Source organism: Exiguobacterium sp. KKT215 (assembly GCF_055635335.1).
Window position 1 is genome coordinate 936,389 of sequence record NZ_CM145756.1, and the last position, 23,589, is coordinate 959,977.

General features: G+C 51.1%; 23 protein-coding genes, 2 pseudogenes and 1 riboswitch. Of the genes and pseudogenes, 16 read left to right on the plus strand and 9 right to left on the minus strand.

The genetic code is table 11. The features are described from left to right. Positions 1-11 precede the first annotated feature (11 nt). The 4 genes from ACZ2GZ_RS04920 to ACZ2GZ_RS04935 all read left to right on the plus strand — a co-directional run bounded on the left by ACZ2GZ_RS04920 (position 12) and on the right by ACZ2GZ_RS04935 (position 3,022). Positions 12-1,352: a bifunctional metallophosphatase/5'-nucleotidase gene (locus ACZ2GZ_RS04920; protein WP_251135260.1), complete on the plus strand. Its 1,341-nt coding sequence runs from the start codon at positions 12-14 to the stop codon at positions 1,350-1,352. Between the two features lie 48 nt (positions 1,353-1,400). After that, a complete protein-coding gene (locus tag ACZ2GZ_RS04925; protein WP_021065508.1) occupies positions 1,401-1,781 on the plus strand; it encodes a YutD family protein in 381 nt (126 codons plus the stop codon). Positions 1,782-1,946: 165 nt separating this feature from the next. Then, the gene (locus tag ACZ2GZ_RS04930; RefSeq protein WP_021065509.1) at positions 1,947-2,252 is read left to right on the plus strand and encodes a hypothetical protein; all 306 of its coding nucleotides are present in this window, start codon (positions 1,947-1,949) and stop codon (positions 2,250-2,252) included. 101 nt (positions 2,253-2,353) lie between these two features. Beyond that, positions 2,354-3,022, plus strand: a complete 669-nt coding sequence (locus tag ACZ2GZ_RS04935) for a DUF975 family protein (RefSeq protein ID WP_214714523.1) — start codon at positions 2,354-2,356, stop codon at positions 3,020-3,022. 37 nt (positions 3,023-3,059) lie between these two features. On the opposite strand, the gene glpX is transcribed toward ACZ2GZ_RS04935, so the two are convergent. Then, positions 3,060-4,040, minus strand: a complete 981-nt coding sequence (gene glpX / locus ACZ2GZ_RS04940) for a class II fructose-bisphosphatase (RefSeq protein ID WP_021065511.1) — start codon at positions 4,038-4,040, stop codon at positions 3,060-3,062. 158 nt (positions 4,041-4,198) lie between these two features. Between glpX and ACZ2GZ_RS04945 the strand changes: the two genes are divergently transcribed. Beyond that, positions 4,199-4,642 (plus strand): DUF86 domain-containing protein, encoded by a 444-nt coding sequence (locus tag ACZ2GZ_RS04945; protein WP_131472395.1) that lies wholly within the window; start codon positions 4,199-4,201, stop codon positions 4,640-4,642. A gap of 4 nt (positions 4,643-4,646) precedes the next feature. Further along, entirely contained in the window at positions 4,647-5,417 is a 771-nt protein-coding gene (locus ACZ2GZ_RS04950; protein ID WP_021065513.1) for a TIGR01457 family HAD-type hydrolase, read from the plus strand. Positions 5,418-5,451: 34 nt separating this feature from the next. On the opposite strand, the gene ACZ2GZ_RS04955 is transcribed toward ACZ2GZ_RS04950, so the two are convergent. Beyond that, the gene (locus tag ACZ2GZ_RS04955) at positions 5,452-5,709 is read right to left on the minus strand and encodes a NifU family protein (protein WP_228617585.1); all 258 of its coding nucleotides are present in this window, start codon (positions 5,707-5,709) and stop codon (positions 5,452-5,454) included. 96 nt (positions 5,710-5,805) lie between these two features. Here ACZ2GZ_RS04955 and ACZ2GZ_RS04960 point away from each other — a divergent pair, with 96 nt between their 5' ends. Beyond that, a complete protein-coding gene (locus ACZ2GZ_RS04960) occupies positions 5,806-6,099 on the plus strand; it encodes a DUF1462 family protein (protein ID WP_029595112.1) in 294 nt (97 codons plus the stop codon). A gap of 38 nt (positions 6,100-6,137) precedes the next feature. Here ACZ2GZ_RS04960 and ACZ2GZ_RS04965 read toward each other — a convergent pair whose 3' ends face one another. Further along, positions 6,138-7,568: a S8 family serine peptidase gene (locus tag ACZ2GZ_RS04965; RefSeq protein ID WP_214714524.1), complete on the minus strand. Its 1,431-nt coding sequence runs from the start codon at positions 7,566-7,568 to the stop codon at positions 6,138-6,140. A gap of 238 nt (positions 7,569-7,806) precedes the next feature. Continuing rightward, entirely contained in the window at positions 7,807-8,862 is a 1,056-nt protein-coding gene (locus ACZ2GZ_RS04970) for an NAD(P)/FAD-dependent oxidoreductase (protein WP_021065516.1), read from the minus strand. A gap of 97 nt (positions 8,863-8,959) precedes the next feature. Between ACZ2GZ_RS04970 and ACZ2GZ_RS04975 the strand changes: the two genes are divergently transcribed. Then, on the plus strand, positions 8,960-9,196 hold the full coding sequence (locus ACZ2GZ_RS04975) for a YuzB family protein (protein ID WP_021065517.1): 237 nt from the start codon (positions 8,960-8,962) through the stop codon (positions 9,194-9,196). 210 nt (positions 9,197-9,406) lie between these two features. Beyond that, a complete protein-coding gene (locus ACZ2GZ_RS04980; RefSeq protein ID WP_058764061.1) occupies positions 9,407-10,618 on the plus strand; it encodes a NupC/NupG family nucleoside CNT transporter in 1,212 nt (403 codons plus the stop codon). A gap of 94 nt (positions 10,619-10,712) precedes the next feature. Here ACZ2GZ_RS04980 and ACZ2GZ_RS04985 read toward each other — a convergent pair whose 3' ends face one another. Beyond that, the gene (locus ACZ2GZ_RS04985) at positions 10,713-11,291 is read right to left on the minus strand and encodes a nucleotidyltransferase family protein (protein ID WP_251135261.1); all 579 of its coding nucleotides are present in this window, start codon (positions 11,289-11,291) and stop codon (positions 10,713-10,715) included. A 78-nt stretch (positions 11,292-11,369) separates the two neighbouring features. Then, a complete protein-coding gene (locus tag ACZ2GZ_RS04990) occupies positions 11,370-11,957 on the minus strand; it encodes an ECF transporter S component (protein ID WP_031199812.1) in 588 nt (195 codons plus the stop codon). 159 nt (positions 11,958-12,116) lie between these two features. Further along, positions 12,117-12,258: riboswitch (FMN riboswitch) on the minus strand. A 97-nt stretch (positions 12,259-12,355) separates the two neighbouring features. Here ACZ2GZ_RS04990 and ACZ2GZ_RS04995 point away from each other — a divergent pair. Continuing rightward, a complete protein-coding gene (locus tag ACZ2GZ_RS04995; RefSeq protein ID WP_021065521.1) occupies positions 12,356-12,712 on the plus strand; it encodes a HesB/IscA family protein in 357 nt (118 codons plus the stop codon). 40 nt (positions 12,713-12,752) lie between these two features. Here the strand turns inward: ACZ2GZ_RS04995 and ACZ2GZ_RS05000 are convergent, their stop codons facing one another. Beyond that, on the minus strand, positions 12,753-12,995 hold the full coding sequence (locus ACZ2GZ_RS05000; protein ID WP_021065522.1) for a hypothetical protein: 243 nt from the start codon (positions 12,993-12,995) through the stop codon (positions 12,753-12,755). Between the two features lie 128 nt (positions 12,996-13,123). Here ACZ2GZ_RS05000 and ACZ2GZ_RS05005 point away from each other — a divergent pair, with 128 nt between their 5' ends. Continuing rightward, a complete protein-coding gene (locus tag ACZ2GZ_RS05005) occupies positions 13,124-13,978 on the plus strand; it encodes an NAD-dependent epimerase/dehydratase family protein (protein WP_214714525.1) in 855 nt (284 codons plus the stop codon). 36 nt (positions 13,979-14,014) lie between these two features. Here the strand turns inward: ACZ2GZ_RS05005 and ACZ2GZ_RS05010 are convergent, their stop codons facing one another. Then, positions 14,015-14,992, minus strand: a complete 978-nt coding sequence (locus tag ACZ2GZ_RS05010) for an NAD(P)/FAD-dependent oxidoreductase (protein ID WP_021065524.1) — start codon at positions 14,990-14,992, stop codon at positions 14,015-14,017. 266 nt (positions 14,993-15,258) lie between these two features. On the opposite strand from ACZ2GZ_RS05010, the gene ACZ2GZ_RS05015 reads away from it, so the two are divergent. The 5 genes and pseudogenes from ACZ2GZ_RS05015 to ptsG (ACZ2GZ_RS05035) form a co-directional block, all read left to right on the plus strand. Next, positions 15,259-16,470, plus strand: a complete 1,212-nt coding sequence (locus ACZ2GZ_RS05015) for an NAD(P)/FAD-dependent oxidoreductase (protein ID WP_021065525.1) — start codon at positions 15,259-15,261, stop codon at positions 16,468-16,470. Positions 16,471-16,596: 126 nt separating this feature from the next. Beyond that, a complete protein-coding gene (locus ACZ2GZ_RS05020; protein ID WP_021065526.1) occupies positions 16,597-16,914 on the plus strand; it encodes a YuiB family protein in 318 nt (105 codons plus the stop codon). 105 nt (positions 16,915-17,019) lie between these two features. Next, positions 17,020-17,865 carry a glucose PTS transporter transcription antiterminator GlcT gene (glcT, locus tag ACZ2GZ_RS05025; RefSeq protein ID WP_021065527.1) on the plus strand — a complete coding sequence of 282 codons (846 nt, stop codon included), beginning with the start codon at positions 17,020-17,022 and terminating at the stop codon, positions 17,863-17,865. 217 nt (positions 17,866-18,082) lie between these two features. Next, positions 18,083-19,582, plus strand: a pseudogene (ptsG, locus tag ACZ2GZ_RS05030) (glucose-specific PTS transporter subunit IIBC); the annotation flags it as partial. A 140-nt stretch (positions 19,583-19,722) separates the two neighbouring features. Further along, positions 19,723-21,660 (plus strand): annotated as a pseudogene (gene ptsG, locus ACZ2GZ_RS05035) (glucose-specific PTS transporter subunit IIBC); the annotation flags it as partial. Between the two features lie 137 nt (positions 21,661-21,797). Here the strand turns inward: ptsG (ACZ2GZ_RS05035) and ptsP are convergent. Beyond that, on the minus strand, positions 21,798-23,516 hold the full coding sequence (gene ptsP, locus ACZ2GZ_RS05040) for a phosphoenolpyruvate--protein phosphotransferase (RefSeq protein ID WP_021065530.1): 1,719 nt from the start codon (positions 23,514-23,516) through the stop codon (positions 21,798-21,800). Between the last annotated feature and the right edge of the window lie 73 nt (positions 23,517-23,589).

A 23,589-nucleotide genomic window follows, 5' to 3' on the forward strand; every position in this document is an offset into this window, starting at 1 on the left:
GGGGGATCGTCTTGAGAACGATTACGATGTTCCATTATAATGACTTACATTCGAAATTCCATAACTGGCCGCGGCTCGTCTCGTTTTTGAATGAGCATCGGACGGACGAGACGCTCGTCTTCGATCTCGGCGACCATGCCGACCGCACCCATCCGGCGACAGAAGTGACGCGCGGACAAGTGAACGTCCGACTGCTCAACCGGATTCGACCGACGGCGGTCACGATCGGCAATAATGAAGGCATCACGTTCCCGCACGACTGGCTCGCCCATCTGTATGACGAGGCCGCGTTCCCAGTCCTATTAGGGAACGTCTATCAAGCAGCTGGTGAACGGCCAGAATGGGCGTCGGAGACGCTCATCGTCGAACGAGAGGGAATTCAGATCGGGCTGTTCGGGGTGACCGCGCCGTATGAAGAGCTTTATCCTGAACTCGGTTGGGCCATCGAAGCACCACACGGGGCAACGGCGCGTGCCCTCGAGACACTTCGAGACTGCGACGTCATCATCGCGCTCAGCCATCTCGGCTTTTACGCCGACGAGCGGCTCGCCGAGGCGTTCCCAGAAATCGATGTCATCCTCGGAGCCCATACCCACCACGTACTCGATGAAGGTGTCGTCACGAACGGCGTCCTGATCGCGCAGGCCGGTAAATACGGACAGTACGTCGGGCAAATCGAGTTGACCATCGAAGGAAAGCGGGTCATCGAGAAACGGGCTTGTCTCCACGATGTATCGGAGCGCGAACCTGATGAAGCGACGGTCGCGGTCCTAGCCGCAGAGTATGGTCAAGCAGAGCGTCTGCTCGATGTGACGATTGCCGAGACACCAGGTTATGAAAGTGACTGGTTCGGTCCGTCAGCCATCGGAGACCTATTGGCGAGCGGACTTGCGGACTGGTGTGACGCCGAGTTGAGTATCATCCCATCCGGTGTCTTGTTAGAAGGTTTGCGCCCGGGCCACGTCACGCTCAATATGTTGCACCGGATTTGTCCGCATCCGATCAACCCTTGTCTCTTGACGCTTGACGGGGCGACCCTCGTCCGATTCTTGAACGACGTCCAAGAAGATGCGTTCACGACAATGCATGTCCGTGGTCTCGGTTTTCGCGGGACGGTGCTCGGTAGCCCGATCCTCCATGGAATCGACAGCCGACACGGTCGCTATTCGATCAAGGGTGAGGAAATCAAGCTAGACGGGACGTATCGTGTCGCCACGGTCGACATGTTCACGTTCGGACCGCTCCTTCCGTATTTGGCCGATCAGCCGAAGCGTTACTTTATGCCGGAACTGCTGCGTGACGTGTTACGCGAGACGATCGTGACCCGTCATAATGCCATCCGAAAAGGATAGGGACGGGACCGGTCGGCATGCTATGATAGAACAGTGGAGGTGTGAAACATGATTAGAGTGAATCGCCACGGCTATACCGTCATCGAAGAGAAACGTGACGGTTTTGACGAGGAAGCGTTCATCGCACGCTATAGCGACGTGCTCGATAAATACGATTATATCGTCGGGGATTGGGGCCACGGACAGCTTCGGTTGAAAGGGTTCTATGAGACGAAGTCCAAGTTCGCGACGTATGATAATCGAATCGATCACGTGATGGATTACGTGTATGAATACTGTAACTTTGGGTGCCCGTTCTTTGTACTCAAAAAAGAGACGGAAATCGATGAGGCGGAAGACGGTCCAGTCTTCGGTGGCACGAAACAACCGCTCAAACTGAAACGCAAATTCAATAAATCGGAAGAAGCCGAGCCTTCGACCGGTACATGACGCGCTGATGACATCAGCGCTTTTTTGTTACATTTATTTTCCAAATGTTTCTTTTAGGTGAAAAGACGGTGTGACAGGTTTAGGGATAGGAAAATTGTGATAACTTATATTTAAGGTTATTGTTTCTGTTCGGGTTTTTGTGGGTTTTGGAAGTGAGGTGGAAGTATGCAACACGTACAAACGGCGACCGTCGGTGACCGCGATGACGTCCATAATCGAATCCATAATTTCGGCTTGGGCGTACTGGCGATGTTGTTCTTCGGGTTCGGGAGTATCATGACGTTTTACTTCACCGCCGCAGTCCTGATTTATGAGGTTGTCCACGTTTTGCTAATCCGCCGCTTTGAATATCGTCAGGCGTTTTTGAGAAGCCGCCTCTTTAAAATTATTTCGTTGGCGGCAGTGGCCACAGGTGTGCTCTTATTTATCGTATCGATGTCCCAGTTTTTCATGGGCAACGTCATGTATTGAAGGGAAAGGAAAAACCTTTTCCCTTTTTTCGTGTTTTTTTGAAACTTTTCGTGAAGTGATGACGTACACTGAAGAGAGAACTCAAAAAAAGGATGATGAAAATGACTGCACAACTTAAGCAACATGCACAACAAATGTTAACTGGAAAGCGTTGGTTACTCGCCGGCCTTTTGATTTTATTCGTCGTCTTGAACGGGATTCCACAATCGTTCGCGCCTCCTGTAGATCCAGAAGCGGTCCCAACAGCAGCGGACACGGGACTTACGTTCTTGTCGCTCCTCCTCACATTATTGATCGCACCGCTCGCCATCGGTTGGTCTTGGCTCGTCCTATCTGTATCGCGCGGTGACAAGCCGGTCGTCGCGACATTGTTCGAGCCGTTCCAAAAGGGATACGTCAAGCACGTGCTCGCCCCATTCTTCATGGGATTGTTTATCTTCCTTTGGTCGCTGCTCCTCGTGATTCCGGGAATCATCAAAAGTTTCTCGTACTCACTCACGTATTACATCTTACGTGACCAGCCGGAATTATCGGCCCTCGAGGCGATTACCGAATCACGCCGGATGATGGACGGCCATAAGATGGACGCGTTCAAACTCGTTCTCTCGTTCATCGGTTGGTTCCTTCTCGGGGTCATTACACTCGGCATCGGTTTCTTGTACGTCTATCCGTACTTTACGACGACGTATGCGACGTTCTACGATTCACTTCGGAAAGCAGAACAACCGCAGACGAACCATGTCGGGACAGATTTTGAACAAGGATTCTAAACGAAAACCTCCGCTCATCGAGAGCGGAGGTTTTGTATTAGGCGTTGACTTCTTGTTTTTGGAGGTAGGGCTTGAGCGACAACGTGTGCTCGGCGACGACTTTACGAATCGTCTTCGTCTTCGATCGCATGACGAGCGACGTCGTCTCGACGATATCGTCCGTCAAGAATTTTACGCCGTCCAGCAATTCGCCCGATGTGACGCCTGTCGCCGCAAAGATGCAGTCGTCGCTCTTGACGAGGTCGTCAAGCGTGAGCAATTGGAGCGGGTCCTCGATGCCCATCGAGATGACACGTGCCGTCTCTTCTTCATTCATCGGGTGGAGGCGTGCCTGCATGTCGCCGCCGAGCGCTTTGACGGCCGCTGCCGTGATGACGCCTTCTGGTGCGCCGCCCGTACTGATGAAGATATCGATCGGGTTCGACTTGACGGCCGCTGCGATTCCGGCCGAGACGTCGCCGTCTTCGAACAGCTTGACACGTGCACCCATGTTCATCGCCGCTTGACGGAAATGTTCATGACGATCACGGTCTTGCATGATGACGGTCACTTCCTCGATACGCTTGCCGTTATAAAGGGCGGCTTTCTCGATAATCGACTCGAGCGGTTCGTCGAGTGAGACTTTGCCTTTTAAATTCGGGCCGACGACGAGCTTATCCATATACATATCTGGTGCGTGGAGGAGAGCGCCTTTATCCGCGACCGCGATGACGACCATGGCGTCCCCGAGTCCTTTGGCGACGATCGACGTCCCTTCGAGCGGGTCAACGGCGATATCGACTTCTGGTCCGAACGTCGTCCCGAGGCGTTCACCGATATAAAGCATCGGTGCCTCATCGAGTTCACCTTCACCAATGACGACAGTTGCATCCATATTGATCGTGCCGAGTACTTCACGCATGGCCGATGTCGCTGCGTCATCCGCTTCGTTCTTTTGCCCACGACCGATCCATTTCGATGAGGCCAATGCTGCTGCCTCGGTTGCTCGTACGATCTCTAACGCTAATTCTCGTTCCATAGTGTTGTACCCTCCACATGATATCTATTTAATGTGACATACTAATAGTTGTGTTAATCCGTGGATTAGTGTATCACAATTACGTAAATGATGTAAATAGGAGAGATTCTTTTCTCGAACGAGAAAAAGGATTACTATAGGAGGCAGGGGGGATTGCGATGTATTTTGTAAACAGAGAAAAGATTAACGAGACGTTGACCCATATGGAGACGATGCTCAGTCGACTCGACCAATTAGAGGGGGACGCGTTCACCATCGAGCTGGCGAAACAACGTTTGGCCGTTCACTTGATGGAGGGCGTGATTGACGTCGGCAACTCGATGATTGACGGGTTCATCATGCGTGACCCGGGCAGTTATGAGGATATTGTCGACATCTTGCTCGACGAGCGTGTGCTCGACGCCGAGACGGCGGAAGCGACGAAAGCGCTCGTCGGATTACGGGCGCACTATGTCAGGGAGTTCGTCACGGCAGATTCGGCCCGGTTCGACGTCTGGGTCGACCGTGATAAATCAACGTTCGAGGCATTCCCAGAGCAGGTCCGACGCTATCTCGAGGTGGAGCTCGGTCCTGTATCAGCATTTTTACCAGAAAGCGAGTGATTAGATGAATCCGATTAAAGGATACTTATTTGATTTAGATGGCACGATGTATGCGGGGACGGCCCCGATTCAAGCAGCGGTCGATTTTGTGAATCGACTCGAGGCGACCGGCTTCCCATACTTATTCGTCACGAACAACGCGTCGATGACGCCGGAGCAAGTGGCGGATAAACTTGTCTCGATGGGTGTGCATGTGACGCCTGAGCACGTATTGACGAGTGCGATGGCGACGGCCCGTTATATCGAGAAGATGACGCCAGGGGCGACGATTTACATGATCGGTGAAGATGGCCTGCGCCTGGCGCTCGAAGAACGCGGTTTCCATGTGACGGAAGAGGCGAAGGCGGATTACGTCGTCGTCGGGCTCGACCGACACATCACATACGAAAAGTTGGCGAAAGGCGCGCTCGCGATCCGTTCCGGCGCTCGTTTCATCTCGACGAACGGCGATATCGCCATTCCGACCGAACGCGGCTTTTTACCAGGGAACGGTGCACTCACGTCCGTCTTGACGGTAACGACGGAAAAAGATCCGTTCTTTATCGGCAAACCAGAACCGGTCATGGTCGATATCGCGCTTGAGATGATTGGTCTCACGAAAGAAGAAGTCGTCATGGTCGGGGATAACTACCATACCGACATCTTGTTCGGGATCAACGGCGGGATTCGGACGCTCCACGTCAACTCAGGCGTACATGGTCCGGCTTTCATTCAGGAACAAGAAAAACTCCCAACCTATATGGTCGAGAGCTTGGACGAATGGACACATGCATGAAAAAAAGGGATGACATGATTGTCTCCCTTTTTGTTTAGAATACTTGTTCGACTTCAACGATGCCAGGTACTTCTTCAATGAGCGCGCGCTCAATCCCGGCTTTCAATGTAATTGTTGAAGATGGGCAGCTGCCGCATGCACCCATCAAACGAAGTTTGACGATGCCTTCTTCTACATCAACGAGTTCGACGTCACCGCCGTCGCGAAGCAAGAACGGGCGTAATTTATCGAGTACTTCTTGGACTTGATCAAACATTTCCATGGTATCTACCCCTTTCTGGTTCTCTTTCATTCTAGCAAGTTTGAGATTGTTTCTCAATCATTAACGCTGAGCGTTTTGTGACGATGCAGCTTCTTGATTTTTGTATAATAGGAAAGAAGAGGGGGAATGGATATGAAAATCACGGTATATGGGGCCGAAGTACAGTGTGCGAGCTGTGTCGGGGCGCCGAGTTCGATTGAGACATACGAATGGTTGCAAAGCGCATTGGCACGGAAATATCCGAATCAGGCGTTCGAGTTCGAGTATATCGATTTTGAGACGGCGGACGATGACATCGCCGAAGCGATCAAGCAGGACGAGTGGTTCTATCCGCTCGTGCTCATCGATGGGGAAGTGGTGGACGAAGGGGTCGTCCAACTACGGAAAGTCTATTCGGCCATTGAACAGACGACAGCATGAAAAGAGTCGAGCGACGATTGTCGTTCGACTCTTTTGCGTTATAGAAGCTGGAACGACGACGTCGCCGAACCTGCCGTGTAACCAGTGAGCGTCGCATCAGATTTTACTTGATACGTCCCACGTTGTGACGAAGAGCTTGTCGAGAGCGTGAACGTGATGGCGCCCGTTGAACTTGTCTTGCCTGTTCCTGTGAGCGTCGCGCCGTTTGGCTGTGTGACCGTCACACGGACGTCGGCGTTCGCGACCGCTTGGCCGTTCGAATTCCGGACTGTTGAAGAAATCGAGACGACTTCACCAGCGTAGTAAGTTGATTTCGATGTCGATACTGTCGTCGTGAGCGCTTGGACCGGTTGCGTCGTGCCGCCAGACGTCGGTGCTTGCACGAGTCCGTTCCCGAACCAGGTGTCACGGCCGGCCGTTCCGAGGTCGATCGAATCTTGTGACAGTTTCGTGCGGAGTTGCGAGCTCGACAACGTCGGGAACGCTTGCTTCATGAGTGCGAGGTTACCGGCGACGTAAGGTGTCGCCATCGATGTCCCGCTCATTTGACCGTAGCCTCCGTTCGCGAGTGTCGAGTTGATGCTCACACCTGGTGCCGCGACTTCGACCGTGCTACCTGTCGCCGAGAACGAGGCGCGGTTGTTGTTGATGTCCGTCGCCGCGACGGCGATGGCCGAGCTGTAACGGGCTGGGTAGTTGACGAGGTCACCTGTACCGTCAGCGCGTCCGTTGTTACCGGCTGCCGCGACGACGAGGATACCCGCGTTATTGGCGCGATCGACGACTTGTTGGAGCGTCGTCGATGGACTTGTCGTCCCGAGACTCAAGTTGATGACGTCCATATCGTTCGTGATCGACCAGTCAATCCCGGCGATGATACTCGAGAGGCTACCACTACCGTTGGCTTCGAGTGCTTTAACGGCATAGATGCTCGCCTCATGGGCAATCCCGACCGTTCCGATGCTGTTGTTGCGGGCACCGATAATCCCGGCGACGTGCGTACCGTGACCGTTGTCATCCGCGTATGAGCTCGTGACTGTACTGAACGAGGCACCACCAGCAATCGTCAAATCAGGGTGCGGCGAGATTCCGGTATCAACGACCGATACTTTCACGCCTTTCCCGGTGTAGCCACTCTGCCAAGCTGATGGAGCTTTCAACTTCGGAATGCCCCAGTCTTGCGTCTGATTTTCGATTTGTACCGTTTGATCGACTTCCACGTGGGCGACGTTCGGGTTGTTCTTCAAGCCATTCAAGGCAGCCTTCGGTACTTCGAGCGCTGCGGCCGGAATGTTTTTGTACTGTTGGCGAACTTCCATGCCTTCAATCGAGAGCGGGATGTTTTTCGCCGATTCCTTGAAGACGACGATGACACGTTCTTTCTCTTTGTTCGGGGCGGCTTCTGCGCCTCCTGGAACGGTTGACAAGACGAGCAGTGAGGCGAGGACAGTGCTGCAAACTTTTTTCAACTTGTTTCCTCCTTCGGGTTATGTAGGCGAGGTGACGCGATGTCGAACTGCCGTGCCCATAGAGTAACAAGTTTTCCCATCGGGTAGAATATGTCAATGGAATTAAAAATCTGAATATTTAGATAAGGATACAGGGGATTCAGATACAAGACTTTTGACTCAAGGAGATGGCCGCAGAACGGGAAATCAAGCACATTACACAAAAAAACGGGTGACCGTAAAGGTCGACCCGTTCATGTTATTTAATGACTTTATGTTTCCAAAGAATTCCGGACTTGAGCAGTCGAGCGACTTTTCCGGTGAGGGACTGTTTGCCCATGAAGACACCGAAGCCGGCCTTCTTCCCGAGCGAGCCGAGCGTTCCTCGGAGTTTGATATCCGGTAAATCCGGATAACTGACGCCTTTCCATTTACAGAGCAACACTTGGACGATCTGTTCCGCTTGCGCTTCAGCGAGCTGACCGGAAGGTGCATACGGAAGGCTGGCGTTGTCTCCGACGACGAAGATGTCCGGCTGTTCCGGGACGTAATGGTGCGGTGTCAATTTGACGCGCCCGCCGCCATCGAGTTCCCACCCTTGATTTCGGACGACGGCGACCGGTTGAATCCCAGCCGTCCAAACCGTCAAATCAGACGGGAAGTGTTGCTCATGATTCCATAGGCCGTCGGCGTCGACCCGGACGATATTCGACTGGTTGATGACCTCGACGCCGTGCTCTTCGAACCAAGACTGGACATACATCGAGACGCGGCTCGATAGGAACGATAAGACCGACGGGCCACGGTCGAACAAACGGACCGTCAAATCAGGACGGCTCTCGCGCAGCTCGCTGGCGAGTTCGACACCCGATAATCCAGCACCGACGATTGAGACGATTGAACCGGGCGACAGACCGTTGATGGCTTGTTGGGTCTTACGTGATTCTTCTAACGTTTGGATGCTGTACGTGAACTCGGCGGCGCCAGGCACGTTGTGATACTTGTCCTCGCATCCGAGTCCGATGACGAGGTCGTCATACGGTACTTTTTCACCGCTCGCGAGCAGAACCATCTTGTCGCCTGCGTCGATATCGGTGACTTGACCGTATATGTAATCGATCTCTTCTGGAAAATCGATACGGATATCGCGATCCGATACGGTCCCCGCCGCAAGTGCGTAATACTCTGTTTTTAACCCATGGTAAGGTAGACGATCGATGAGTGTGATCGATACGTCCTTCAGCTGATGGCCGAGGACGCGTTCGATTACACGCATACCCCCGTAACCGCCTCCCAAGACGACTAATTTGCGCATAAAAATCCCCCTTTGTTACACTTCAACTGTATCATGTTATAATACGCCGTAGAAGAACCATTTTCCTGTTTTGAGGGAAAGGGGAAGGGTGAATGACATGATGAATCCGATCATTGAGTTCTGTGCCTCCAATTTGGCGATGGGCTCACAAATCGCCCGGGCCAAACTAGAGTCCGATCCAGACCTAGATGTCGTTGAATACGGCTGTACAGGCTACTGTGGCGTCTGTTCGCTCGACTTGTTTTGCCTAGTCGATGGCGAGGTCGTGACGGGAGATACGCCAGAGCAACTCGTGACGAACGTATATGAAAAAATTGAAGAAATGGCTTGGTGAAAAAGTTTGAAGCAACTTCAAACTTTTTTTATTTTGACTGTTTTGACCCGTTGCATTTTTAAAAAGGGTCTGTTATATTCAAAGAGGTTCGAATGTAGGTTGTCTGACGTTTAACAACATAAAAAGAAAGCGTTTCAAACGGTAGGACACATCTCGATTCGGGTATATCACAATATCAGGTTTCCCCAATATGAAAGGAGCACAACACCAATGAATATCATGAGCGTGGTTGGTATTTTGGCACTAATTGGAATCGCTTACATCTTTTCAACCAACCGTAAAGCCATCAAATGGCGTACCGTTCTTGCCGCTTTCGCGGTACAGTTTACGTTCGCTTTCCTCGTCCTCTTCACATCAGCAGGACGTAGCGCGTTAGAATGGATCTCAGGAGGCGTTCAGAACGTCTTGAACACAGCAAATGACGGAATCGCCTTCGTTTTCGGTACAGCTGTAGGAGGGGACAACTTCGTCTTCGCATTCCAAGTGTTGCCGATTATCATTTTTATGTCTTCTTTAATCGCTTTGCTTTACTACCTCGGTGTCATGCAGTGGGTCATCCGTATTCTCGGGACAGCCCTTGCGAAAGCTCTCGGCACATCACGTAAAGAGTCGCTCTCAGCGACGGCAAACATCTTCGTCGGTCAAACGGAAGCACCACTTGTCATCAAGCCTTACCTTCCGACAATGACACAATCGGAGCTCTTCGCCGTTATGGTCGGGGGACTCGCGTCGGTTGCCGGTTCGGTTCTCGCTGGATACGCTGCCCTTGGTGTACCGCTTGAGTACTTGCTCGCAGCGAGTTTCATGGCTGCACCTGCTGGTCTCTTGTTCGCGAAAATCATCGTTCCTGAAACAGAAGAGTATAATGATGATATCGAAATTGCTGAAGATGAAGAGGACAAAGCAGCGAACTTCGTCGATGCGGCCGCTCGCGGTGCGTCTGACGGTCTCTTCCTTGCATTGAATGTCGGTGCGATGCTTCTCGCGTTCGTTTCATTGATTGCACTCGTCAACTTGATTCTTGGTGGAATCGGCGGCTTGGTCGGATTCGACGGTCTCTCGCTCGAATTGATTCTTGGTTATGTGTTCGCACCACTCGCATTTGTCATCGGTGTACCGTGGGCTGATGCCGTTCAGTTCGGTAGCTTCCTCGGTCAGAAACTCGTCTTGAACGAATTCGTTGCCTTCTCAGAGTTCGCACCAATAATTGGAACGGGTGAGCTCTCAGCACGTACGGAAGCGATGATCGCCTTCGCACTCTGTGGATTCGCTAACATCTCGTCACTCGCGATCCTTCTCGGTGGTCTTGGTGGAATGGCACCGAACCGTCGGAACGATATCGCGCGCATGGGTGTCCTCGCGATTCTCGCAGGTACGCTTGCTAACTTGATGTCAGCCACGCTTGCTGGTCTGCTTCTCTAATCAAATGCGATATACTCAGAGTGATCACTTCGGTGGTCACTCTTTTTTTGTAGATGAATGAATAGCAAAACCCGACCGTATCGGCGGTCGGGTTCTACAGTCCGTGACGAGTCACGTCCACTTCTTGAAGTTTCGGCCAAGTGGCTTGCCAATTTTTATTTTGGATCCGTGCTTGATAAATGTGGTGATGCGGGGATCCGTCTGCAAATGCTGGGGTCGGTCGCAATTTCAATCCAATGATGTCGTCAATGCCGTAAGGGGCAGCCAACTTCAACCGTCCGCTGTTGTCGAGGCTGACACCGATGGCCGTGACGGTCTCGGGGAAGTGGGCCAAGGCGTCGGTCGCAGACTGATAGGGTGGCAATTGATTGACCAGGTGCATGCGGGCTTGGTTTTTGACCGACCAAGGGACGTTTGGTAACAGAGCGTATAGTTGTGCCTCATACTCTTTTTCGATTGCTTCGTCGTTGTGAGATTGGTCAAAGTAGATGACGTCGACATCTTCGGTCGGCGTCGGTACTGGATAGCCGTGCACGTCATCCCATATCTTCGCCCGTACGTATCCGGCACAGATCCACCAGTCGGGTAAATTGAGCGAAGCGACGGTCGTCAATAGACGCATCAATTCATCATCATTTTCTAAAAAAAGGGTCACCTCTTCAGTCGTGTTCAATCCATCTCCTCCAATCCTCTCCTAAGCATAACGTATCCAAATAAAAAGCACCTCGATCGAAATCGAGGTGCATGTCAGTTACGCTTGAAGTTGCATCCGCTGGCGTTCGATCCACGGCTTCAACTTGAGGAAGAGTGGGACGAACAAGGCGCTGATCAACAACGCTTTAATAAGGTTGAACGGCAAGATGCCATAGAGGACGAGGTCCGTTTTGACTGCCGGTTGCGCCATCTCGGTCATGCCGAAGAAGAACGCGTATGCTGGTAAGATGAGCAAATAGTTCAAAATCGCCAAGCTGAGTGCCATCGTGATTGTGCCGGCCACGAGGCCTGAAGCGAGCGCTTTATTCGTTTTACGTTTATGGTAGAACCATGCGACCGGATACATGAAAGCGACACCTGCAAAGAAGTTTGCGACTTCACCGACCGGAACGCCGCCACCGTTAAAGACATAGTAGAGGACGTTTTTTAGAGCGACGACCACGACGCCTGCGAGTGGGGAGAACACGATTCCGGCGACGAGCGCGGGAATGTCACTAAAGTCCACTTTTAGGAATGGTGGTAGGAATGGCAGCGGGAAGTTAAAGAGCATGAGGACAAAAGAAATGGCCCCGAGCATCGATAGCGTCACCAGTGTTGTCAATCGTTTGTTGCGCGTTGTTTTCATCAAAATCTCTCCTTTTGTCGCTCCTTGATGAATGGCACCCGTCGCATAGAAAAACCCGATTGTATCAAACAATCGGGAGAGTTTACGCGCATACGAAATAGATGTTCTCGTCGGCGTTTAGACCACGCCAAAGAAAACATCCGGATATCGGTCGGATGCCGCCATCTTCTCCCATCCAGACTATACTGTCGGCTTTCGAATCTCACGAAATCAGCAAGCAACGCCTTGCTCGCTCACGGGCTGAGAAGATCATGTCTTCAATACCGCCGGTCGGGAATTTCACCCTGCCCCGAAGATGGAACGATTTAATTTTTTTTGTTACAGTTTAGTTATACAAGATATTTCACAAAATCTCAAGTCAGTTGACTTGAAGTTAAGATAATGAAGGAGGAGTTCAGATGATTCATTTGACAGAGTCAGCTGCATTGCAAGTCATCGATATGATGAAACAGACAGAACACCCCGAAAATCAGTACTTGCGCATCAAGGTACAAGGTGGGGGATGCACCGGCCTCTCGTACGGGATGGGGTTTGATGAAGACAAGACGGATCGAGATATCCAGTTCGACCATCACGGCGTCCGTGTCATCGTTGCTGAAGCCGATCATGGCGTCGTCGATGGCCTCGAGATTGACTATAAGCAGTCGATGCTCGGTGGCGGGTTTACGATTAAAAACCCGAACGCCATCGCCACGTGCGGATGCGGTTCGAGTTTCCGGACGGCGTCGAACGCCGGGACACCTGGAGATTGCTAAACGAAAGGCCAATCATATGGACGATTGGCCTTTTTTTGGTTCAGTCGTTTTCTTCCATCAAAATCAAGCGAATCACTTTTGACGTCGCATCCAATTCGATGTGATGTTGCCAAGGGCGGAACGCCGTGATTTTACACGTGTCGGTCGTGATTTGGAATGAACAGACGCTCTCTTCTTCTTGGTCAAGGACCGAGTAGCGGCTGAAATCCGATAAACTTTGGTAGATGGCGTATTGCTTCGGTAACTCACACGTCCATCCTTTTTCTAACATGATTTGATGCATGGGCCTCGCCTCTTTCTTTTCTATATATATAAGAATAACAAAAAAATTCAAGGAAGTGGAAGATTAGGCGAGAGGATGCAAGGGAAAATGAAAAGAGATGTCATTTTTATGTAGGAGGGGTAGGGACGATGAGAAAAGTATTGATATTCGGCGGGTCACGTTATTTCGGAAAGCGATTGGCACTTCGGTTGGCGGAAGCCGGGGATGATGTGACGATTGTGACGCGAGGACAACTCCAAGTGCCCGAGGCGGAAGGAATCCGTTCGATCAAAGGAGACCGACAATCGGTGGCGACGATGAAAGACTTATCGCGCGATCATTATGATGTCGTCTATGACAATATTTGTTTCAACCCATATCAAGCGAAAATCGCCTCGGACGCCTTCATGGACCAAGTCGGCAAATATGTGCTCACGTCGACGATGTCCGTCTATGCACCGGGTGCCGATTTGAAAGAAAGTGACTTCAATCCGCTCCACCACGACTATCATCTTGAATCCGAACATGACTATGGTCAAGGGAAGCGGGAAGCCGAGTCCTACTTCTTCCATCGCGCCTCATTCCCGGTCGCGACCGTCCGTTTGCCAATCGTCTTAGGCCCGGACGACTATACGGACCGTCTCAAGTTTTATATCGATGCTGTCCGTCGAGAAGAGCCGGTCGTCCTGCATCATCCCGAAGCGAAGATGGGCTTTATCTCAAGTTTTGAGGCAGCGGCCTTTTTGGAATGGGTCGGTCGGGCCAACGTGTCCGGACCGTTCAATGCGGCGAGTGAAGGGATCATCTCACTTGGGGCGCTCCTGGAACGGATTGGCCATCACTTAAATAAACCCGTCCAAATCATCAAAGACGGCGAGTCGTCGCCGTACGATACGGACGTCGACTATTACATGTCAATCGCCGAGGCGAAGAAGGCCGGCTTCGTCTTTACCCAACTCGATGACTGGCTCGACCGGGTCATCCTCCAAACAATCCGTAAATGAAAAATGGCCCTCATCGCGATGATGAGGGCCGCATCTTTATTTCCCGGCGAATACCGAAGTCGAATGTTGCGGGTGACGCGCTGTCGGGTCGACGAGCTGCTTCACTTGGTTGATGGCAATCGGAGCTTCTCCGAAGCCTGTCGCAATCAATTTTACTTTTCCTTCGTACGTGGCGATGTCACCACACGCGAAGATGCCGGCGACCGTCGTCTCCATCCGCGAGTCGACGCGGATCGTGTTCTTCTCGAACTCCATGCCCCAGTTTTTGATTGGGCCGAGCGATGAGACGAAACCGTAGTTACAGATGAGGTCATCGATCTCGACGAATTTCGATTCGCCGTCCTTGTCTGTCAATTCGACCGACTCGATGTGCGTCTCACCTGAAAGTGATTCGATGTTATATGGCGTCCAGACGTTAATCGTCGACGCTTTCATCTGTTCGACCGTATGCTCGTGGGCACGGAACCGGTCGCGACGGTGGACGATATGGACTTCTTTGGCAATTCCTTCGAGCATGAGTGCCCAGTCGACAGCCGAGTCGCCGCCGCCGGCGATCATCACGCGTCGATCACGGAATTTCTCCATGTTGTCGACGAAGTAATGAAGGTTCGCATAGTCTTCACAACCATCGAGACCGAGTGGTCGTGCGGCGAATGCCCCGTTCCCAGCCGTGATGATGATCGCTTTCGTATGGTACTCGTCTTTATTCGTCGTAATCTGGAACGTGCCGTCCTCGAGACGCTCGACTGTTTCAACTGTCTCCCCGAGGCGGTAGTCCTGTTCGAACTGATCGGCTTGGGCTTTCAATTGGTCAATCAAATCTTGGGCTTTCACTTTCGGGAAGCCGGCGATGTCGTAAATATATTTTTCTGGATACAGTGTCGACAATTGTCCGCCGAGTTGTGGCAAACTTTCAATCAACGCCGTATCGAGTTGGCGCATACCTGCATAAAATGCGGTGAACAGTCCGATTGGGCCGCCACCGATGATGATCACATCTTTCGTCGATTTCATCGAATTCCTCCTCAAAACGTATACATCTATTATAGTGACAATCGTGAATTAAATCCATTCTGTACAAACATGCTACACATTCAAAAAAATTTCAAGAAGATATGCTTTTCCATTGAGAAAACAAAACAAACAGCGTACAATGAACGAGAAGCAATTGTGAACATTGGTTGAACAAGGTTTAGGCTTTATTGTGAACACTCATGTGAAAAAACACACAACATGGTTGTTCAAGAAAACAAAACTATCAAAACAAGGTGGAAATGAACATGAAACGACCTAACATTGTTATTCTTGGCGCAGGTTTCGGTGGACTCATCACAGCGGTCAACCTCCAGAAGACGCTCTCAGCTGGCGACGCGAACATCACGCTCATCAACAAGCATGATTACCATTACCAGACGACGTGGCTTCATGAGCCAGCGGCCGGAACGATGAAACCGGATCAAGCTCGCATCTACATCAACGACGTCGTGAACCCGTCACGTGTGAAATTTGTCAAAGGGATCGTCGATCGCGTCGATACTACGGCAAAACAAGTCTTGCTCGTAGACGGTTCAGCCGTTGAATATGATTATGTCGTGTTCGCACTCGGCGGCGTACCTGAAACATTCGGTATCCCTGGCCTTAAAGAGAACGCGATGACAATCAGTTCATTGAACAGCGTCCGTAAAATCAAAGAACATATCGAGTACTCGTTCGCTCAATATAAAACGAACGGTTCAGCTGACCGCTCGTACGTGACGATCGTTGTCGGTGGCGCAGGATTCACAGGAATCGAGTTCCTCGGTGAGCTCGTCAACCGTGTGCCTGAGCTTTGCAAACAGTATGACGTGCCACGTGAAGCGGTTCGCATCGTGAACATCGAAGCCGCTCCGACTGTACTTCCTGGTTTCGACCCAGAACTCACGACGTACGCGCAGAAATGGCTCGAGCGCAACGGCGTCGAGATGAAACTCGGCAACGGCATCAAAGGCGTTGAGCCTGGTGTCGTCACATTCGGTCCACTCCAAGGCGACACGACAGAGACGATTGAAGCGAACACGATTCTCTGGACAGGTGGCGTCAGCGGTAGCCCGATCGTTGAGAAGTCTGGCTTTGAAGCGGTCCGTAACCGTGTCATGGTCGAGGCGGACAACCGTGCCCCTGGTCACGACAACGTCTTCATCATCGGTGACTGCTCGGCTGTCATGGATCCGGTCTCAAACCGTCCATACCCGCCGACTGCGCAAATCGCGACACAACAAGCGCACAACGTGGCGAAAAACATCGCAGCACTCATCAACGGGAAATCAACTTCGAAATTCACGTATGAGAGCAAAGGGACAGTCGCATCACTTGGCCATAACGATGGCATCGGCATCGTCATGGGCAAAAAGATCTTCGGTCGTAACGCTTCATTCATGAAGAAAGTGATCGACAACAAACACTTCCTCGAATTGAAGAAGTACGGTCTCGTCCTCAAAAAAGGTAAATTCTAAGCCATATATCTGAGTGGCCCGCTCATAGGAGCGGGTCACTTTTTTATTGTCGGTGGCGTACGGTTCACCTTTGACCTAAGCGCAAACGATTCGGTATAATAGACAACGGGAAAAGGGGGCAATCGCATGCATATTATCCAGGCTGTCATTGGGGCGATTCTTTATTTGGTCATCTTCTTCAGCATCGGCTTCATTTTGAACATGCTGCTTAAAAAAACATGGACGCTCGTGTTCATCTATCCGATTTTCGTCATTATGATGATTGATAACGTCAAGCTCTCGAGTTACATCACTGAGACATCGACTGCGCTCGCCAACGTTTACGAACGCGTGCTCGGCCTTCAGTTTCTGGATGTGTTCATGCTCGGTTTCGGGTTGCTCGGTGCGATTTTGGCTGGGGTCACGATTCGCTACTTGCGCAAGAGTGGTTATTCAATGTTTTAAAGACGACAGAAATGTTCGTCTTTTTTGTTTTCCGCCTACTTTTTTGGGGGATGAACCGATATACTTAGTACGAAACGATTATAGTGAGTAAGGGATGCGATACGAATGACATTACCGATGTATACGATCAAGAAAGTGTTGAATAATAGCGTTGTCATTTGCCAACATGATCCGGAACCGGAAGTCATTCTACTCGGGAAAGGGATTGGCTTCGGCAAGAAAGCGGGCGATCTCGTCGACCCGGCCAGTGTCCCGGAGAAAGTGTATCAACTGACGGACAAAGAAGAGCAATCGCAATATCGTGAACTCGTCAAACACGTCGACGAGGACTTTATTGCTTTCATGCAAGAAATCGTCGGCTTTATCGAGAACAACACCGGTAAAAAAGTCGACCAACATATTCATATCGGTTTGACCGACCACTTGTTCTTCACGATGAAGCGGATTGAACAAGGGATGGAAGTCACGAATCCGTTCTTGCTTGAGACCGAATCGCTCTATCCGAACGAGTACGCGCTCGCCGAACGTATCGTCGATATGATTCACGAGCGGCTTGACGTGTTATTGCCGGACGCGGAGATCGGTTTCATCGCGCTCCACATCCATTCGGCGACGACGTTCAAAAACGTCCTCGAGGTCAATCGACACAACCAAATTATCGGGCAGATCGTTCAGACGATTGAGAGTCGTTTGAACGTCAAAATGGACCGGAGTTCACTCGATTATAAGCGCTTACTTCGGCACTTAAGGTACGCCGTTGAGCGGGTTGCGACGGGTGAGATGGTGGAGGCCCCACAAAAAATTGAAAAGGTATTGCGCGAAGAATATCCGCTATGCTATAGTACTGCTTGGGAGCTGATGGGCATCATGGAACGCGAATTAAAGCGTCCGGTCCCGCGAGGTGAAGCGACATATTTGACGATGCATCTCCAGCGCCTAACAAGTAGATAACTGATACCACGTATCTTACGTGTTACTGATTCGATCAGGCATGAGTAAGGAGTGGAACGCAACGATTTCTCTATTAGGAGAGGTCTACGTTCTATACCTTATTCATGCCTGTTTCTGTTTTTATAAACGTTTATTATGAAAACGTTTAGATACGTCGGTTGTCTGACATCTACAGTCGTCTTTCCGCACGAAACAATCACAAAAAGGAGGATTTATCATGTTTAAGCAGATCTTTGGTGTTCTTCAAAAAGTCGGTAAAGCACTTATGCTTCCTGTTGCGATTTTGCCGGCAGCCGGTCTTCTTCTTGCATTCGGTAACGCGATGCAAAACCCGGCCCTTACATCACGCGCTGGTTGGTTAACGAACGAAGGCGTTGTGAAATTCGCTCAGCTCATGGAGCAAGCGGGTGGCATTATCTTCTCGAACTTAGCACTCTTATTCGCAGTCGGTGTCGCAATCGGTTTAGCAGGGGACGGCGTTGCCGGACTCGCAGCCATCGTCGGATTCCTCATCATGAACAAAGTTATGGGTGTTTGGCTCGAACTCACACCTGAAATCATCGCACAAGGTGATCCGGCTTACGCATCAGTACTCGGGATTCCAACGCTCCAAACTGGGGTATTCGGAGGGATCATCGTCGGTCTGATCGCCGCCTGGGCATATAATAAGTACTTCAACATCGAGTTGCCGCAATTCCTTGGCTTCTTCGCTGGTAAGCGTTTCGTCCCAATCGTTACTGCGGTATTGGCAGTTGTCGCTGGTTTCGTCATGCTTCTCATCTGGCCACCAGTTCAGCACGGCTTGAACACGTTCTCAAACTTCATGTTGACTGAAAACCGCACGTTCGCGGCATTCATCTTCGGTTTGATCGAACGTTCATTGATTCCATTCGGTCTTCACCACATCTTCTACTCACCATTCTGGTTCGAGTTCGGCTCGTACACGGATGCAGCGGGTAACATCGTTCGTGGTGACCAAGCGATCTTCTTCGCACAAATTCGTGATGGCGCTGAGCTCACAGCCGGTACGTTCATGACTGGTAAGTACCCGTTCATGATGTTCGGTCTTCCAGCAGCAGCACTCGCAATGTACCACGAAGCACGTCCTGAACGTAAAGCAGTCGTCGGTGGTCTCTTGGCTTCGGCAGCACTTACATCGTTCTTGACTGGTATCACTGAGCCGATCGAGTTCTCATTCTTGTTCGTTGCTCCACTCTTGTTCGCAGTACACGCAGTCTTCGCGGGCCTTTCATTCATGGTCATGCACATCTTGAACGTCAAAATCGGGATGACGTTCTCGGGCGGTTTGATCGACTACCTTCTCTTCGGTGTACTTCCTAACCGTACAGACTGGTGGCTCGTCATTCCAGTCGGTCTCGTGTTCGCAGTTGTTTACTACTTCGGATTCCGCTTCGTTATCCGTAAGTTCAACCTTAAAACACCGGGCCGTGAAGATGAAGTCGTTGAGCAATCAACTGCTACAGGTTCGGAACTTGCACAAGATATCCTCGTTGGTTTCGGTGGTTCACAAAACATCAAACACCTTGACGCATGTATCACACGTCTCCGCGTCGAAGTAAAAGATAAGAGCCAAGTCAACAAAGAAGAGTTGAAACGCCTTGGAGCAGCTGGTGTCCTTGAAGTCGGTAACAACATTCAAGCCATCTTCGGACCACGTTCGGATGCGTTGAAATCAGAAATGCAAGCGGTCATCGCTTCAGGTAACGAAAAGAAAGCTAACTAATTGAAGCTATAAGCCAATCCATTATGGGTTGGCTTTTTTTGTATGGGTGAAACGGTTTCAGCCTACTGGCAGATGGGGAAAAGTAAGTATTCTGACAAAAGGAGGGAACCATGATGTGGAAGAAAGTGTTTGGTGTTTTGCAGCGAATCGGGAAGGCACTCATGCTTCCGGTTGCGATTCTACCGGCAGCCGGTCTATTACTCGCATTTGGTACCGCGTTCCAAAACCCTGATCTCGTTTCGCTCTTACCTTTCTTGGCAAACGATTCACTCGTCCTCGTCTGGCAAGTTATGACAGATGCCGGGGATATCGTGTTTGCCAATCTAGGTCTTCTGTTCGCCGTCGGTGTCGCCATCGGGCTAGCCAACGGGGACGGTGTTGCCGGGTTAGCAGCTATCGTTGGTTATTTGATTATGAACAAGGTTATCAGCACGTGGAACGGTATTACCGCGGAAATAGCTCAAGGAGACCCGGCCTATGCCACGGTACTCGGGATTCCGACGCTCCAAATGGGGGTATTCGGGGGTATCATTGCCGGTTTGATTGCCGCATTCGCGTACAACAAGTACTTCAACATCAAGTTGCCGGATTTCTTAGGGTTCTTTGCAGGGAAACGATTCGTGCCAATCGCGACCGCCGCGTTCAGCTTATTGATCGGGATTGCCCTCGCCTATATTTGGCCGCCAATCGGTTCAGCGATCAACACGTTCTCGAGCACGATCATTGAAGCGAACGTCGCGGTCTCCGCCTTCGTCTTCGGTTTGGTCGAACGTTCACTAATCCCGTTCGGTCTGCATCACATCTGGTACTCTCCGTTTTGGTTCCAGTTCGGGGAATATACGAACCAAGCGGGGGATCTCGTCCAAGGGGACCAACGGATCTTCTTCGCCCAGCTTCGTGACGGGGTCGAATTTACAGCCGGTACGTATATGACCGGCAAATTCCCGTTCATGATGTTCGGATTACCTGCCGCTTGTCTCGCCATGTTCCATACTGTCCCGAAAGAACGTCGCAAAGACGTTGAAGGACTTTACTTCTCAGCAGCCCTCACTTCATTCTTGACGGGAATCACCGAGCCGGTCGAATTCTCGTTCGTCTTCGTTGCACCTCTTCTCTTTGGTATTCATGCCGTCTTTGCTGGACTTTCCTTTATGACCATGCACTTGCTCAATGTTAAAATCGGGATGACATTCTCGGGCGGACTCATCGACTATCTCTTGTTCGGGGTATTACCGAACCGGACAGCCTGGTGGCTCGTCATTCCAGTCGGTCTCGTCTTCGCGGTCATCTATTACTTTGGGTTCCGTTTCGCAATCACGAAGTTCGACTTGAAAGTACCGGGACGTGAAACCGTCGCCGAAGGCAAAGGCGCCCGCGCCGTCGTCGGAGATGATTTACCGTATGAGGTGCTCGTTGGACTCGGTGGACCGGATAACATCAAACACCTCGATGCTTGTATCACACGCTTGCGTGTCACTGTGAACGATGTCAAACAAGTCGATAAAGACTTGCTGAAAGATTTGGGAGCGGCCGGAGTGCTCGAGGTCGGGGATAACATTCAAGCCATCTTCGGTCCGAAATCGGATACGCTCAAATCGCAAATCGCGGCCATCATCGAAGGCGGCGAATATAAACCGAAAGAAAAAGCTGTCATCACACCGGAAGCGGCTGAACATGCCGACCATCGATTCCTTGCCCCGATGTCGGGTGTCATCTTATCGCTTGACGATGTGCCGGACCAAGTCTTCTCGGGCCGGATGATGGGTGAAGGATTTGCCATCGAGCCGAGCTCGGGACAAGTCGTTGCGCCGGTCACCGGTCAAATCACCACGTTCTTCCCGACGAAACATGCAATCGGCCTACTCGCGGACGACGGACGAGAGATTCTCATCCACGTCGGACTCGACACGGTCAACCTGAAAGGGGAGGGCTTCGTCGCCAAAGTGAAAGAAGGCGACCGGGTCGAAGCAGGGGACGTCTTGCTCGATGTCGACCTCAACTTGATTCGTGACAAAGTCCCATCGCTCATCACGCCGATCATCTGGACGAACGGAGACGGCAAAATCGTCGTCGTCCCATTCGGAGAGACGGTCGTCGCCGGGGAAGCGCTCGACTTCAGAACGGATGACAAAGGAGCCGAGTAAACAAAAAAGAAGCTCTCGCAACCGCGAGAACTTCTTTTTTTGTGTTACTTCTTAATATCGAATTTTTCACTGAGGAAGTTCACGACTTCTTCAGCTGTATCCATGTTGAGGACGTCGTTGACGATTGCTTCTGTTTCCGACTTCGTCAAACGCTTCACGAGGCTACGTGCGCGAAGGACGCTTGAAGCCGACATCGAGAATTCGTCAAGACCGAGTCCGAGCAGGATTGGAATCGCAAGCTCTTCTCCAGCCATCTCTCCACACATACCGACCCATTTACCGGCTTTGTGTGCTTCTGTGATGACGTTGTGGAGCAAGTTCAAGATGGCCGGGTTGAACGGTTGGTACAAGTACGAGACTTTCTCGTTCATGCGGTCCGCTGCCATCGTGTATTGAATCAAGTCGTTCGTGCCGACTGAGAAGAAGTCGACTTCTTTCGCGAATTGCTTCGCCATGACGGCAGTCGATGGAATCTCGACCATCATCCCAGTTTCGTAGTTACCGACAGCGATTCCTTCTGTCTTCAATTTTGCTTCTTCTTCGAGCAAGATGGCTTTCGCAGCACGGAACTCTTCAAGCGTCGCGATCATTGGGAACATGATGGCGAGGTCACCGTGCGCTGAGGCACGGAGAAGCGCGCGAAGCTGTGTGCGGAACAAGTCCGTCTCTTCGAGGCAAAGGCGAATCGCACGATAGCCGAGGAACGGGTTCATCTCTTTTGGAAGGTCGAGGTAAGACAATTCTTTATCTCCACCGATATCGAGCGTACGGATGACGACTTGTTTGCCGTCCATACCTTCGATGACTGCTTTATAAGCTGTATACTGCTCTTCTTCCGTCGGGAACGTTTCCGAGTCCATGTAGAGGAACTCGGTCCGGTAAAGACCGATGGCGTCAGCGCCGTTTTTCAATACGCCTTCGAGGTCGTTCGGTGTACCGATGTTCGCTGCAAGTTTGACCTTGTGGCCGTCGGCTGTGATCGACTCTTCGTTGACGAGTTGTTTCAACTCTTCTTTATACGCTTCGAATGCAGCGCGTTTTTCGTTATATTCGTTGACGAGTTCTTCAGACGGGTTGACGAACACGTCGCCCTCTGTCCCGTCGATGACGACGAGATCGCCATTTTTGATTTCTTCGAGTGCTACTTTTGTACCGACGACGGCAGGGATCTCGAGTGAACGAGACATGATTGCCGAGTGAGATGTACGTCCACCGATGTTTGTCGCGAATCCTTTGACGTACTTACGGTTGAGCTGAGCTGTATCAGACGGCGTCAAATCTTCAGCGATGATGATGACTTCTTCTGAGATTGAGGCTGGCGTCATGAACGTGACACCGAGAATGTGCGCCATGACACGTTTCGTGACGTCACGAACGTCTGCTGCGCGCTCACGCATGTACTCGTTATCCATCGATTCAAAGATCATGACCATCATTTGAGCGACTTCATCGAGCGCCTTCGCAGCGTTCATGTGTTCGCTTTCAATTTTGTCGTTCACTTGTGAGACGATCTCAGGATCCTCGACGATGAGCAAGTGAGCCGAGAAAATCTCAGCCTTGTCTTCACCGAGCTCACGAAGCGTGATTTGACGGATTTCTTCGAGTTCTGTTTTTGACTGAGCGATGGCCGCTTGGAAACGGGCTTTCTCAGCTGCTACGTCCTCGATTTTGTTTGTCGGGATGTCGAATGAAGGTGTCTCCATGACGAATGCTTTCGCAACTGCGATTCCTGCAGATGCGCCAATACCTTTAATGTGTGACATAAGCGTAGTCCCTCTCTTCAAAGAAATAGTGGTTTCCAATGTTATCTCGTTAGTTCTTACCCGAAATGAAAAA

Excerpts from the sequence above, each read along its gene's own strand:
- ACZ2GZ_RS04925 (WP_021065508.1), top strand. The coding sequence starts at position 1,401 with ATGATTAGAGTGAATCGCCACGGCTATACCGTCATCGAAGAGAAACGT.
- ACZ2GZ_RS04930 (WP_021065509.1), top strand. The coding sequence starts at position 1,947 with ATGCAACACGTACAAACGGCGACCGTCGGTGACCGCGATGACGTCCAT.
- ACZ2GZ_RS04935 (WP_214714523.1), top strand. The coding sequence starts at position 2,354 with ATGACTGCACAACTTAAGCAACATGCACAACAAATGTTAACTGGAAAG.
- glpX (WP_021065511.1), bottom strand. The coding sequence starts at position 4,040 with ATGGAACGAGAATTAGCGTTAGAGATCGTACGAGCAACCGAGGCAGCA.
- ACZ2GZ_RS04945 (WP_131472395.1), top strand. The coding sequence starts at position 4,199 with ATGTATTTTGTAAACAGAGAAAAGATTAACGAGACGTTGACCCATATG.
- ACZ2GZ_RS04950 (WP_021065513.1), top strand. The coding sequence starts at position 4,647 with ATGAATCCGATTAAAGGATACTTATTTGATTTAGATGGCACGATGTAT.
- ACZ2GZ_RS04955 (WP_228617585.1), bottom strand. The coding sequence starts at position 5,709 with ATGAAAGAGAACCAGAAAGGGGTAGATACCATGGAAATGTTTGATCAA.
- ACZ2GZ_RS04960 (WP_029595112.1), top strand. The coding sequence starts at position 5,806 with ATGGATATGAAAATCACGGTATATGGGGCCGAAGTACAGTGTGCGAGC.
- ACZ2GZ_RS04970 (WP_021065516.1), bottom strand. The coding sequence starts at position 8,862 with ATGCGCAAATTAGTCGTCTTGGGAGGCGGTTACGGGGGTATGCGTGTA.
- ACZ2GZ_RS04975 (WP_021065517.1), top strand. The coding sequence starts at position 8,960 with ATGATGAATCCGATCATTGAGTTCTGTGCCTCCAATTTGGCGATGGGC.
- ACZ2GZ_RS04980 (WP_058764061.1), top strand. The coding sequence starts at position 9,407 with ATGAATATCATGAGCGTGGTTGGTATTTTGGCACTAATTGGAATCGCT.
- ACZ2GZ_RS04990 (WP_031199812.1), bottom strand. The coding sequence starts at position 11,957 with ATGAAAACAACGCGCAACAAACGATTGACAACACTGGTGACGCTATCG.
- ACZ2GZ_RS04995 (WP_021065521.1), top strand. The coding sequence starts at position 12,356 with ATGATTCATTTGACAGAGTCAGCTGCATTGCAAGTCATCGATATGATG.
- ACZ2GZ_RS05000 (WP_021065522.1), bottom strand. The coding sequence starts at position 12,995 with ATGCATCAAATCATGTTAGAAAAAGGATGGACGTGTGAGTTACCGAAG.
- ACZ2GZ_RS05005 (WP_214714525.1), top strand. The coding sequence starts at position 13,124 with ATGAGAAAAGTATTGATATTCGGCGGGTCACGTTATTTCGGAAAGCGA.
- ACZ2GZ_RS05010 (WP_021065524.1), bottom strand. The coding sequence starts at position 14,992 with ATGAAATCGACGAAAGATGTGATCATCATCGGTGGCGGCCCAATCGGA.
- ACZ2GZ_RS05015 (WP_021065525.1), top strand. The coding sequence starts at position 15,259 with ATGAAACGACCTAACATTGTTATTCTTGGCGCAGGTTTCGGTGGACTC.
- ACZ2GZ_RS05020 (WP_021065526.1), top strand. The coding sequence starts at position 16,597 with ATGCATATTATCCAGGCTGTCATTGGGGCGATTCTTTATTTGGTCATC.
- glcT (WP_021065527.1), top strand. The coding sequence starts at position 17,020 with ATGACATTACCGATGTATACGATCAAGAAAGTGTTGAATAATAGCGTT.
- ptsP (WP_021065530.1), bottom strand. The coding sequence starts at position 23,516 with ATGTCACACATTAAAGGTATTGGCGCATCTGCAGGAATCGCAGTTGCG.